This window comes from Paenibacillus sp. FSL R5-0341, from assembly GCF_037975235.1.
Classification (GTDB): domain Bacteria; phylum Bacillota; class Bacilli; order Paenibacillales; family Paenibacillaceae; genus Paenibacillus; species Paenibacillus amylolyticus_A.
In genome coordinates this window covers 3,179,058-3,191,900 of record NZ_CP150241.1, presented here as the reverse complement: position 1 = coordinate 3,191,900, position 12,843 = coordinate 3,179,058, and the positions used below count along the sequence as shown (strand labels likewise).

Here is a 12,843-nt window from a genome sequence, read left to right as displayed (position 1 = left end):
TTAGCCCCGAAGTACTAATTCCTGATAGATGGTTACGACAAACGATACAATCTGCTGTACAAGACTGAAGAATAACAGGCACAGAAATGCCATAAACGCCATCGCTACAAGTGTCAGCAGCATCGTGAGCACCGTTTTGGCTGGTGTATACTGATGAACCGTCATGTTCCCCACAAATAACAGATATACCGTCCACGCAACGGCGAGTGCATTGGAGAAATAATAAAAGGCAGTTTCCTGCGCAGAGATCACAAGACTCAGCCAGATCCATGGAAAATGAATGAGGAACAACGGTACCAGTGCAAAACACGTTGACATGAAAATTTCGGAGAACTTGCCTTCCCCGTCCATCAATGTGGTTAACGACCAGTTAGCCACACACCAAAACAGTACCGGTATAATGACATATAACATTTCGAGCAAACTGTTCAGGTACTTTGGATTACTGAGATTAATGAGAAAACCGCTGTATTGGGCATGCAAAATTTTGGTGATGACCAGAAGCACCAGGATCATGAAAGCAATCAGCAGTGAGTTTCTCTGGTTCCGTTCATATTTCAATTCCCAGTATCCGTCAAACGGATGAAATATCAGGTGCAGCGGGTACTGGTATAGTTCCTTACTTGATGCCTGCATTCGTAGTCCTCCTTTTCTGCCTGCGAACGATGATGACGGTGACAATCGCAGCGACAGCCAGGAATATACCGGACATCATCCATGAAAAATGCTCACGCATCAGCTCTTTGCGGTACAAAAGAAAAGCTTTGGAATACCCTTTGGGCTCCATGCTGCGCTTGAAATATTTCGCAGACTCGGCATATTCCTTCTGACGAAGCAATGCTTTGCCAATTCCCGCATACGCGTATTCCAAGTTAGCGTTCATTTCAGCAGCTTGGGCAAACAGCACCGAAGATTGATCTTCATCACCGTTATAGTAGCTGCGCACCGCTTCGTGGAGTGTACGTCCGTATTCCGTTGTTTGAAAGACGGTGATTTCTCCCAGCGCTTTATCCAGAACTAACATCCGGTCTCCCGCACGTTCCAGGGCAACAGGTGTATTAAACTGGCCCAGCCGGTTCCCGATGCCGCCATATATATGGAGCAGATATCCGTCTCCATTGTAGGTGAAGATTCGGCCCTTGCTGGAATCCAGTACGGAATACATGTCACTGTCACCCACATCCACATCAATCAGACGGGATGGCCCTGCTTCCTGGGTATACAGCAAATCACCCTGCGGAGTCTGATAGCCTTCTCTACGCAAAATGTCTGTACCCTGGGCATTCAGCTTCTTGACCGGATCTTTGCCGCGATCCCCGCTAGTGGCGTAGATAAAGCCCTCTTCATCCATATCCAGATTGGTAAATTCCGTTGGAGTGAACATCACCATCTGACTGCGCTGCTCCCGTGTTGCAAACCGTTTCCATAGATACTCCACCGGGTCCACCTGAACTCTGTTCGCTCCAATGAAGGAAGAGAACGTACCATCGGCGCTGAACTCCATGAATCCATCAAATACGCCTTCGGCCATGACGTAGATACGCTCCCCTTTGTCCATAACAATCCGCATCGGTTTAAACTGGAAGTCTGCTTTTAACAGATCCGATTTTGGTTCAGACACGATCTTGACCAGCTTCCCCTGTTCATCCAGATGCACGACCCGGTGATTATCCGAATCAGCGACCAGCAGATGGCCCTTTTCCGTGACGTACAATCCCTGTGGATTCTTAAAATGATCTTCCTTGCCTTCCTGCTCAAATGAATCAATCGTCCGTACCAGCTTGAAGTTGCGATCCATCTCAATGATGCGGCCATTGCCCGAGTCGAGCACAAAGACGTGCTGATTGGCGGTAACATGCATGTCACTTGGCTCTTTCATCGGAGTTGTGTTCAGCTTCTTGCCGGTGATAATGGTTGTTGCCTCATATGCCGCCGGTGCCGGAACTGCGTCACCCCAGAATGAATAATGATACGCATCCGTTTTACCGTCTGCACTCACATAGGGCGCCTCTTGAACGAACAACAGGAGGCAGATCATGCCCATGATGATCGATTTACGTTTTTTCCATGTGCTTCTCCGCACCTCGCTGCCTCCTTTCTATTCTTTCATGCCCGAAGTGGCCATCGTCTGCATAACACTGCTCTGAGAGATGATAAACAGGGTGATCGGTACAATCATCAGCAGCAAGGCAACAGCCGCACCTACACCGGCTCTTGCAATCCCTCCCTGCACAATCTGACTGAGCGCATAATGCAGCGTTTTGAGATTTTCACTGTAAATGAAGCTCCCGCCATCCGTTCCCCATAAAGCTGGAAACTGCAGGATCATGAGTGTGAGCCATGCCGGTTTTACATTAGGCATCACGATGCTCCAGAATATCCGGTATTCATTGGCCCCGTCGATTTTGGCTGCCTCCAGCAAAGCATCAGGAATCTGCTCCATGAACTGTTTCATCAGGAAAAGTCCCAGCGAGAACGCAAGTGATGGCACAATAATGGACGCATGAGTGTTAATCCAGCCAAGCCAGGACATGACCATGTAGTTGGGAATCGCCGTAACATGCGGCGAGAACATCAGGGACAGAATGACAATGGTGAACAACACTTTGGAACCCGGAAAACGATATTTCGCCAGCGGATAAGCCGCTGCAGATGCAAGCAGGATATGCCCCGCTGTGCCAAGTATCGTAATGAGCAATGTGTTGGCAATATAGCGGGATAACGGTACCCACGAATTACCCATGAGGTTGATCAGATCGGCAAAATTCTCCGTTGTCGGATTGTTCACCCAGAAGCGCGGCGGGAAAATAAACAGCTCATCCAGCGGCTTGAATGCATTGTTGAAAGCATAGATGAGCGGAAGCACCATAAAGGAGCCGAACACGCCCAGCAATGCAAATAACATCAGGCTGACGGTAAATGACCGATTAAGCCTTTTTGGCATGCCAAACACGGCACGTACTTTGCTGGTCATCGTCATTCACCTATCTTTCTAAGCATTTTTTGCGTGAGAACGTTTGTACCCAGCATCAGGGCAAACAGGACCGTTGCAATGGCCGAGGCATACCCCATCTCGAAACGAATGGTTCCGAAATCCATCAGATGCGTGACAACTGTGTGTGCCGCATAGTTTACGCTCGGGAAACCTGCCAGTGCGATGGAGATCTCAGCTACGGCGAAGGAAGCAGTAATCTGCATTACCGCACCAAACATCAGCTGCGGTCTCATCGAAGGCAAGGTGATGTACCAGAGCTCCTGCCAGCGGTTTTTGATCCCGTCTACGGTTCCTGCTTCAACCAGAGAACGATCAATGGTTTGCAGTCCTGCAATAAAGGCCAGGAAGCTGGTTCCGAGGCTCAGCCACAGCTGTACAATAATGACGATTGCCAGTACATACTTCTCGTCTGCGAGCCATTGGATCGGTTCCAGTACGACGCCAAGGCGCATCAGGAAGCCATTCATATACCCGTAGCTGTCACCCGAGAAGATGATCAACCAGATGAAGAAAACATTGCCCGATATGGATGGGGCATAGAAAACCAGCGTCATGACCGCCCGAATTTTAGGAGACAGCTCATTGATGATCCACGCAAACAAAAAGCAAGCTATATAACTGACAGGGCCTGTTATTACGGCAAAAAGCAGTGTGTTTTTGAGCGCGATCAGAAATACGTCATCGTTCAGAAAAAGCCGGGAATAGTTCTGCCAGCCGACAAATCGCGGCAGCTCCAGCATATTGAAGTGAAAAAAGCTGAGCCCGAGTGAAATGCCGACCGGAATGACCGTAAACAAGAAAAAAATCAGCATAAACGGTGCCATCAATACATAATAATGCCTGCTGAGATACAGATCCCGCTTCAATAGGGACCACCAGCCGACCTGGCGGGTATGGACGGCAGGAGCGGCGGCTGTCTTGGTAATTTTAGCTTGCAACCGTTACCCTCCCTTTCCTCTATTTCAGATTAAATTCCTTACGTTTTAACTCAATTTCATCATCAATGTACAACACATAGTCCGATAAGGCTTCACGCGGATTTTCATTTGCATTGACCACCTTGCGGAAGGCGTTGTCCAGATGTCGTCCCGTGAAATAACCTCCCGGAAGCTGCGGGATTCCCTGCACCCATTCCCATTGTTTCTCCAGATTTTGATAATCCTTCACAGGCCAAGGCAATTGCTTCAAGGCTTCGATATTGGCCGTCGGGTAACGGGCAGCCGCTCCCATAAGACCTTCCATTTCTCTACCGTATTCAATCTGGGTCTGCTCATCCGTCCACCACTTCATGAACTTCCACGCCGCTTCCTTGTTGTCGGCATTTTCGAGCATCATCACCGCACTCGTAGCGCTGGCCACTTCATGCCGTATGGAGCCATCCGGAAGCTGTGTACCCGGAACAATCGTAAAGTCCCAGAGATTGCGGATTTCCGGAGCCATAACCGTCAGCATGTTATACGTGGTGTAATCAGCAATCCCGATCGGCATTTCCCCGGTACGGAAGCGGTTCGGAAAGTCGGCTTTGAGCGGAAACTTGTAATTGGTATAAAATTGCGTCCAGCGTTTGAACGCGTCCATTGAAATCTCCGAATCCAGTGCACTTTTCTTCTGGTCTTCGGTGTAGAACGTTCCGTCATTCTGATATAACAACATCGCAAAGGTTGAATTCGGAACCAGGTTGGCATTGTTCAGCGTATCTTCAATCGGCAGATAAAACTCCATGTTATGCTTCTGCAGCACGGCGATGGCGTTATATACGTCTTGCCACGTTTTCGGCGGTTCGAGGCCCAGTTCATTCAGAATATCTTTGCGGTAAAAGAGCATTGGAAAATGTTGCTGCTCCGGAAGGGCATATACCCCGTCGTTGTAGCGGTAAGGCGTCAATCCGCTTTCACGGAACCTACCCGAAATTTCCTCGAAATCGGGGAACTGGCTCAGATCCGCTGTAGCATTCCTCATCGCATAGTTCACCGGAATGTCTTCGCCCATCTGCATGGCAACATCCGGTCCTTCCCCCGAGAGTGTTGCGGGCAGCAAAATATTAGGCGGAACGAGACGTAACTGCACGGACACATCCGTATCCGGGGTAAATGAATCGTCGATCATACCTTTCAGTACTTGGGCCTGATCTCGTCCGGTTGTGATCCATACGGTGATGGCATCTTTCTTTTGTTCCACGTTGCCAATACTGTCGTAATCTTCGGTATACGAGGCAACATATGCACCCAGTTCGTGCTTCACCTGCTGGACGGTGCTCGCTTCCGCTTTTGGCAGTGATTCACCCGGCGGAGATACGACAAGGTAATCCAACGTAATCGGCTGTTCACGTACCGATAGAATCCATGTGCCGAGACCGCCTACGTTAATTTTGAACGTATCCAGCCGTTTGGGAACCGTCTCTGGTCTGGCCGCCATATCTCCAAGCTGCAACACCATAGCGTGAAGTACGGCCACTTTGTCACTTTGCTCACCTGTGGCCTTTTCCAGGTAATCTGCAACGGAACGCAAGGTGTCAGCTTGTCGTTCAAACACCTCCGTCATCTCTGGAATACGCTGTTCCAGCTGGTAATCCCGTAGTGGATCCGGACTGTTGGAGGTGATCATTAATATTTTGCGATACATCTCATTCAGTTCCAGCACGCTGGATTCCACGGTCCGCAGCAGCGGAGCGATGTCGCCAAGTGTAACCGTCATTCGGATTCGATGTTTTCCTTTTTCCAGATGAAACTGATATGGCTGATCTTCTCCCGAACCCAACACCTGAGTTTGCCAAGCCGGGCTGTAGTTAAATCGAATGCGTTTCAGTTCCTTAAACGGAACTTCGCCGTTAATCGTCAGACTGCGGGTGGCATAGATGCCACGCAATTGATCCTGCTTCACCTTAAGCGCCAGTTGATACAGTCCGTCTTCAGGCACGTCAATTTCCCATTCAATCCATTCGCCCGGCAGTTTCCAGTTAATGCCCCCGATGGCGTTCATCCGAATTTTTGATACATTATAAGGCTCCAGTGAAGGGCTTGATCGGTCCGAGATCGGTGCCAGTGTAGGAGATGACTTGCTAACAGCCTCCTCCCCCTGCACTTTCAATATGACAGGAGCGGCTTGTTTCAAGCCGAGTGAGGCATAGGTCTGCTCCAGCTCTGCATAGGACGGCACTTCATCTTCCTGGTACAACTCGATATAATCAATTGCCATACTCTCTCTTAATGAAGTAAGCGATAATTGCTGAGTCCCTTTGTCAAAATAAAACTGAAACGGTTCCTCGAAGTACCCTGCGCTGTCCTTGAAGGAAGTCAGCTGCCATTCGGGCTGTTCCACTTGTCTTGGTCTGAGATCATTGCCACGATCGTCCTGTCGGACGTTATCCTCGCGATTCCCCCATACCCTGTCAAACAGAAGAATATCGGCCCCTCTGAACGGGACCTTACCGTTAAGCTCAAGCCTGCGTTCGATACCGGAGCTTTTGCCTTCTACGGGATAATAGTGAATGCGAATGTTGTACAAACCGCTCACTCGAACGGGAACATCCCAGCGAATGGTTCCGGTTTCCGGCGTAATTACGGCACTTCCGTCTAATCCGGCGTACCCTTGCACAACCTCAAATTCCCCATCCTCTGCCTGAACATAAGATTCACCTTCGATGCGTACAATTTCATCCGGTTTGGCCGTATTGTCATGAGCAGTCAGATAATGCTCATAACTGAATGAATCCTCGGTCCCCGATACCGCCTCAAAGTCCTCAAGCGCATGTACCGTTCCCGGATTACGATCCCGCGATGGATATAGTGTCCATATGGAGAGCACCAAGGCCAGGACAAGCACCAGGATTAGTCCCTTTTTCTTACGTGACCGCATGTTTGAATGTATCCCCTTTCCTCTAAGTGTTGCGAGAACTGGACGATTGACTAACCCGGACAGACCACACCTTCACTGGTGCGTTCTGCCCGTGTAACGTGATGCTTATTTGTATACCTCATCAATCGCAGCCTGGAAAGGAGCCTTGTATTTCTCGATCAACGTAGATACGGATACCCCTTCTTTGAGCTCTGCATCAAAGTCCCAGAAAGGCAAGGACGGGAATGTGTTATGGTCTAGAACCAGCATACCTTCCGCGACCTCTCTGGCGTTGTTGATATCTGCTTCATCGGTCAGATGTGTCTCCAGTGTGGATTGCCCCGGATACTCATAGATCGAATCGATCTCGTTAATTTTCTCCCAGATGTACATCAGTTGTTCCGGATTCTCTACCGCTTTAGGAATCGTTATAGCCTGGTAACGTGACTCACCGGAGTGATACGCTGTTGCACTTGGACCTTTTGGAAACGGTACAAAACCGATGTCATAGTCCTTCATATCCGTCATAATACCTTCGACTTCGTACATGGCACCTGAATACATCAAGGTGTTACCTTGACGGAAGAACGTGGATGGCTCTGTCCAGTCACCGCCCTCAGAAGCTCTTCCGACCTTCTCGGTAGCCAGTTTGGACAGGAAGTTCAACGCTTCTTTCGTTTTTGGATCTTCCAGGTTCTGCTTATCTTCTTTGGTCAGAGAAGCCTCATTGGAATACAGAATAGGTTCCAGCAAACCCGTTTGAGCGAGTCCCCAAGTGTCCAGCTTGCCATCATTGTTTCGATCCTTGTTCGCTTGCTTTGCAACACTCATGAATGTATCCCAGCTCCATTCATCGGCATCCACATACTCCTGAAGTGGCTTCAAGCCGAGCTCTTGCATGAGCGTGCGATTATAGAAAATTCCGTTGATAAACGAGGACTGGTCCTCGGTAAAGCCGTAACCTTTTCCTTCATACTGCATGTATTCTTTGGTTGTTTTCTGGTTGAATACCTTGTCGTTTTTAATATAATCATCCACCGGCCATAACAGATCCTGTTTGGTCAATGCCGGAATCGCATAGTTTTTGCCCAATCTCACCAGATCGCCAAGCGGTTCACCGGCCATCAGGGAAGCAACCACCTTTTCCTGATATTCACCAAAATCGATGGAAACGTATTCAATATTAAAGTTGTGTTTTTTCTTCAGCGCTTCGAGATTCTCAAGGCGTTGAATGTTGTCCGGGTTGTTCCCCTGTATTTCCATGTCCCACCAAGCAACCACTTTGATCGTTCTGCCGCCCATGTCAAAATCCATTTCTGGCGTAGAGTTTTCATTCTTTGGTTCAGTTTCCGTGGGTTTTTGTTCCTCCTGTGGTGTTGTCTTTTCCGGCTCAGGTTGAGCGGTAGGTGCAGAACTGCATGCAGCAATCACCAACAAGACCGCAAATACCAGGCTCAGTAGCATGAACTTGTTTTTTCTCATCGTCTTCCCCCCTGATTGTCTTTTGCTCTCACAGTGTATCGTTCAAATGAAAGCGCAAACAACCTGCCGGAATACAGATGTTTACCCGGAGTGAATATTGATTCTCGTAATTTTGTGCAAGCAAAGTGCATTATAGGTTTTAATTGGTAAAGAAATGCACTGTCTACAAAAATATGCACATTGTATGCGCTTTCTTTTATTACCATAATGAAATTAAGTCAAAATTTCAGTTAATCTCGCGCATTACAATTCAGCAGAAGGTGAGGTATTTCTTCATGTATGATATTTTACTTGTGGATTTCAGCCGTCGTTTGTGCGGAGAGTTGCAACAGATGTTGCTACGGAGCAAAGCTCAATATACTATCGCAAATTGTGTGTTCTCATCGCCCGAGGCTTTGACCGCATTGTCAGAACGAGACTTTTCCCTTGTTATGGTACATACAGAGAGGTTTGATACCGCAGGGCTCTGGTTATGCAACGACATTCGAAAAAAAAGTCAGATACCTATCCTCCTTATGGGTGGGAGAGATCACTTCAGGTTCGTACGCAAAGCCCTGACGTATCAGGTAAATGATTATCTCCCGTATCCTGTTAGTCCCTCTTCTTTACTTAACAGTCTGCATGGACTTCGATCCCACCTTGAAACCGACCCGGCACACAAAACGTCTTCGTTCTTCAAAACGCCCGTTCAACTGAATGGCAAGCCCATGCATTCAAGCCATGTCATTCGTATTGTCAAAGACTATGTTCGGGAGCATCTGGGTGATGAAATCACGCTGAAGAAGATCTCTGACATGCTTCATTTTAACTGCGCGTACCTTGGACAGAAGTTCAAGCTGGAAGAAAAGATGTCTTTCAATGATTACATGCTCGAGCAACGTATGGAAAAAGCCCAGCAGCTTCTGTCATCCACCAATCTGCGAATATATGAGATTGCTGTAGAAGTAGGCTATAAAGACATCGATTGGTTTTATAAAAAGTTCAAAACGTATGCTGGCTCAAGTCCAAATGCCTATAGACGTCAAAAAATCCACTCCGCTTAAGATCGGTTTTCCGACTCAAAAAAACCGCAGGATTTGTTCTCCCTGCGGTTTTTGCATTGTCTGAATTGACTGTGGTTTATGCCCTTTCGGAATGATTCATATCTAGCGTACCAGAAGAGATTCTCGGTATTCCTGCGGGGTCATTCCCGTGAGTTTCTTGAAAAGTCGAGTAAATGAATGCGCAGCCTCGTACCCCACTTGAAGTGCAACCTCACGCACCATGAGATTCGTATTCTGAAGCAATTCTTTGGCTCTCCGTATTCGGCAGTCATCAATAAACTCCGACACGTTGATTCCCATTTCCTGCTTAAAGAATCGTGACAGATAGGATGGGTTAAAATGATGAAGTTCAGCCAGTCTCACCAGAGAAAGATCTTTCTCAAGGTTCTCCTTCACGTAACTGCACAAGGAATGAATCACGATGTTGGCGCGTTCTTGTTCATTGGATCTCTTGAATCGAACTAGTTCGTCGGCAACAAGATAGAGATATTGTACAGCATCTTTCATACAGGTATACTCTCCCAAATGAAGCAAACTTCGCTGATCTGGTATTTTATCTTGGAGCCCCCATCGATTGATTGTCGAATGCAACAACAATGCCAGATGGTAATATGTCTCCATAGCGCGTTCCATCGTAATCTCCTGTTGCAACAGTTCTCCAGCAAGCTCCTCAAAACTATCGTAAAATGGTTGGATTCGCCCCGTTTCCAAATAGCCCGACATAATCTCGATTCGGCTTGAGAGCCGCATCGCTTCTTTGGGTACACCAGCCGAAAAATCATTGCGAAGATCGGTGAGTACCATGGATACACCGTCTCCAATTTTCATCCACTGGAGCAATCTCAGCCGTTCATATTGTTTAGTTAACTCGAACCAGTCGCAGCTTCGCCCACTTAATGAAAAAGCAATGGATACGCCAAGGGATACCATGCAAGCTTCCTGTACCAGTTCCAATGTCCCCTCCAGAAATCGCACAAGTTTATCATTCGCCATCTCTTGCTCCTGCTTCGGCTGAAGCAGCCAGATCGTATCCCCATGATGATCCGTTACACTGACGTACACTGTACGCTCATGCATTAGCGAAGAGCCGATAATGCGCACAGATTCCTGGAGTTGTGTGAGCTCCGATCCTGTTTCTGGTGGGGTGTTAAACCGGCCCAGTATGAGATACACTGGCGAGTTCACCTGCAAGGGAATATTTCGTTTCGTGAATTCATCTTGCATTACAAGCGGATTAGATATGATTGTAGTACAATCCTGAAGTAGCTTCCGCAAATATTCCTCTTGCTGAATCACTGCAAGCTGGGAGTTTACTTCACGGGATCGTTCCAATAATTCAAGCATACTGTGACTCTGCCGGATCTCTTCCATCACATTTTCGACAACAGACAGTACCTTGTCATAGCCTTCCGTTTTGAGCAAATAACGCACATTGGACATCTGAAAAGCTCGATAAGCATAATCAAAATCGCTATGTCCTGTCAGGAAAATGACGCGACAGTTCGGCCAACTAGCTTGAATCTGCTCGGTCAGTTCCAGGCCACTCATCCCCGGCATGCGGATGTCCGTTAACACGATATCGATTCTTGATCTACGCATCCAGGACAAAGCTTCCGCCGCGGAATAGGCCTTGCATACGTCAAGCCGGTCAGGCATATGTCTGGCAAACGTTTCATAAAGACTGTCCGTAATAATTTCCTCGTCATCTACAATTAAAAGTCGATACATTCGTTTTCTCCCTCTTTCCACTGGATTCGAATTGTGACTTTTAATCCCTGCAGTTCACTTCTGGATAGGAAAAGGCCACTTCCTTCTCCATACGTCAGGACCAGACGTCGGTGTATATTCATTAAGCCAGTCATTTCTTCTGTACCTCCGTCTTTATGCATACGTTGTTGGAGAACATGGATGTGTCCTTCCTCTAACTCATTCCCGTTGTCCTCCACCGTGATCTCGGCATGCGAACCTTCAAGATTGAATCGGATGAGTAGAAGACCGGAATCCGTATTCTTTTCCAGGCTGTGTTCATAGGCGTTCTCAATAATGGGTTGAATGATGAGCCTCGGAACGTGAATATGTTCCATATTAGCAGGTAGTGTCCCGAAATCGACCTTGATTCGTCTGGAAAATCGCAACTGTTGGATATCCGTATAGATTCGTGAATGCTCCACTTCCTCTTTCAACTGGACATGATCTGTTTCATTCCGGGTAATGAACCTGAAATACTCACCAAGCATGTTAGTGAATTGCTCAATACGTTCTGTTTCGCCTGTTCTTGCAAGCGAATTTAGAATAAAGAAGCTATTGTACAGAAAATGAGGATTAATCTGGGATTGTAGCTGTTTCAACTCGGCCCGTTGCATCATCATTGTTTTTTTGAAATCTCGATCGATCAGAGATTGAAGATTTTCAATCATCTGATTGAACCGGGTGTAGAGGAAGCCAAACTCGTCCTTTCGATTGTGCGCGATGGGAACATCAAGTACGCCTCCCTCCATTTTTTTGAACCTTTTCACCAACAATAACAATGGAATGTGGATCAGCTTGTAGCTTGAATAGAGATAAGCCGTGATCGCAACAAATGATGTAATGGCAAATAACCAAGCCCAATGATAGAACTTGCTAAGTGGTCTGGTTACAATTTCTTCAGGCAAATATGTAGCTACGGATATTCCCAGCGAGTCCATATGCAACTGACTCACATGATACATGGTGTCCCCCACTTTCATCCGAAAACCATCAAGTGTACCTTTTACACTGTGCTCACGGTAATTCGCCAGAATAACACTACTTTCTTGCTTATCTGTGATGGCATGTCCCGTTTTGTCCTCCATCAGAAAAGTTGAACTCTCCGGGTACAAATTAAGCCGCGTGAGTTCATTTTGAAAATGCTCGGTATCCAGTTCCACTTGAATGACAAAAAGCGGCGCTTCTTCTCTCTTGCCTGTCAACCGGACTGCACTCAAGTTCAGGGTGTCCTCTTTCACAGTGAATCGTGTACCTTTTCCTTCTGTGCCTGAACTGAAGTACAGATACGAACTTTTATCGAAATCGTCGATGCCTTGTGTAGCGGATATACTTTTGTCGACTGTAGGGATATGTACATGAACGTTCTTGATGTAAGCCGTGCTGTTTTTGAACGTAGCGAGGCGTTCCGATAAATAATTCAACGTATCACGACGCTCAACCTGATCCATCATCTCCCAGAGAATAGCCAGACGATTCAGTTTACGATCCTCGACGATATCAAACTGCTGTAACTCCATCCATTCCAGCTCCCTGTTCAATTCCACGACATATTGGTTCAATCGTCTCTCCGTTGACAAGGATATTTCCTGGCTTGCATTATCATAACTCCAGTGATATAGATACACGCCAAGAAGAATAAGGGGAAGCACAAATACGAGATAGGTGATGATTAAGCGTGCAAATATACTGTTAAACCATGATTTAGCAGGGATCTTGATCAATACATCACCTCCAATGCCA

Annotated in this window: 9 protein-coding genes; 1 reads left to right on the top strand and 8 read right to left on the bottom strand. The window is 47.2% G+C overall.

Annotated elements, in window-relative coordinates; genetic code table 11:
• The 6 genes from MKX75_RS14305 to MKX75_RS14280 all read right to left on the bottom strand — a co-directional run bounded on the left by MKX75_RS14305 (position 1) and on the right by MKX75_RS14280 (position 8,311).
• Positions 1-636 (bottom strand): YIP1 family protein, encoded by a 636-nt coding sequence (locus MKX75_RS14305; RefSeq protein ID WP_339170168.1) that lies wholly within the window; start codon positions 634-636, stop codon positions 1-3.
• Positions 620-2,083: an NHL repeat-containing protein gene (locus MKX75_RS14300; RefSeq protein WP_076331157.1), complete on the bottom strand. Its 1,464-nt coding sequence runs from the start codon at positions 2,081-2,083 to the stop codon at positions 620-622. The genes MKX75_RS14305 and MKX75_RS14300 overlap by 17 nt, the downstream gene beginning before the upstream one ends.
• 15 nt (positions 2,084-2,098) lie before the next feature.
• Positions 2,099-2,974 carry a carbohydrate ABC transporter permease gene (locus MKX75_RS14295; protein WP_339170167.1) on the bottom strand — a complete coding sequence of 292 codons (876 nt, stop codon included), beginning with the start codon at positions 2,972-2,974 and terminating at the stop codon, positions 2,099-2,101.
• A 2-nt stretch (positions 2,975-2,976) separates the two neighbouring features.
• The gene (locus tag MKX75_RS14290; protein ID WP_339170166.1) at positions 2,977-3,933 is read right to left on the bottom strand and encodes a sugar ABC transporter permease; all 957 of its coding nucleotides are present in this window, start codon (positions 3,931-3,933) and stop codon (positions 2,977-2,979) included.
• Positions 3,934-3,952: 19 nt separating this feature from the next.
• The gene (locus MKX75_RS14285; protein ID WP_339170165.1) at positions 3,953-6,850 is read right to left on the bottom strand and encodes an extracellular solute-binding protein; all 2,898 of its coding nucleotides are present in this window, start codon (positions 6,848-6,850) and stop codon (positions 3,953-3,955) included.
• 105 nt (positions 6,851-6,955) lie between these two features.
• Complete coding sequence (locus MKX75_RS14280; protein WP_339170164.1) at positions 6,956-8,311, bottom strand: extracellular solute-binding protein; 1,356 nt, start codon at positions 8,309-8,311, stop codon at positions 6,956-6,958.
• 515 nt (positions 8,312-8,826) lie between these two features.
• On the opposite strand from MKX75_RS14280, the gene MKX75_RS14275 reads away from it, so the two are divergent.
• Positions 8,827-9,354: a helix-turn-helix domain-containing protein gene (locus MKX75_RS14275; protein WP_175623685.1), complete on the top strand. Its 528-nt coding sequence runs from the start codon at positions 8,827-8,829 to the stop codon at positions 9,352-9,354.
• Positions 9,355-9,456: 102 nt separating this feature from the next.
• On the opposite strand, the gene MKX75_RS14270 is transcribed toward MKX75_RS14275, so the two are convergent.
• Together MKX75_RS14270 and MKX75_RS14265 are read right to left on the bottom strand one after the other, a co-directional pair.
• Complete coding sequence (locus tag MKX75_RS14270; protein ID WP_339170162.1) at positions 9,457-11,082, bottom strand: response regulator; 1,626 nt, start codon at positions 11,080-11,082, stop codon at positions 9,457-9,459.
• Positions 11,067-12,824, bottom strand: coding sequence for a histidine kinase (locus MKX75_RS14265; protein WP_145147719.1), 1,758 nt, complete (start codon positions 12,822-12,824; stop codon positions 11,067-11,069). The genes MKX75_RS14270 and MKX75_RS14265 overlap by 16 nt, the downstream gene beginning before the upstream one ends.
• Positions 12,825-12,843 lie beyond the last annotated feature (19 nt).

What these genes read in the sequence shown, in the direction of transcription:
- MKX75_RS14305 (WP_339170168.1), bottom strand. Translation starts at nt 636, where the DNA reads ATGCAGGCATCAAGTAAGGAACTATACCAGTACCCGCTGCACCTGATA.
- MKX75_RS14295 (WP_339170167.1), bottom strand. Translation starts at nt 2,974, where the DNA reads ATGACCAGCAAAGTACGTGCCGTGTTTGGCATGCCAAAAAGGCTTAAT.
- MKX75_RS14285 (WP_339170165.1), bottom strand. Translation starts at nt 6,850, where the DNA reads ATGCGGTCACGTAAGAAAAAGGGACTAATCCTGGTGCTTGTCCTGGCC.
- MKX75_RS14280 (WP_339170164.1), bottom strand. Translation starts at nt 8,311, where the DNA reads ATGAGAAAAAACAAGTTCATGCTACTGAGCCTGGTATTTGCGGTCTTG.
- MKX75_RS14275 (WP_175623685.1), top strand. Translation starts at nt 8,827, where the DNA reads ATGGGTGGGAGAGATCACTTCAGGTTCGTACGCAAAGCCCTGACGTAT.
- MKX75_RS14270 (WP_339170162.1), bottom strand. Translation starts at nt 11,082, where the DNA reads ATGTATCGACTTTTAATTGTAGATGACGAGGAAATTATTACGGACAGT.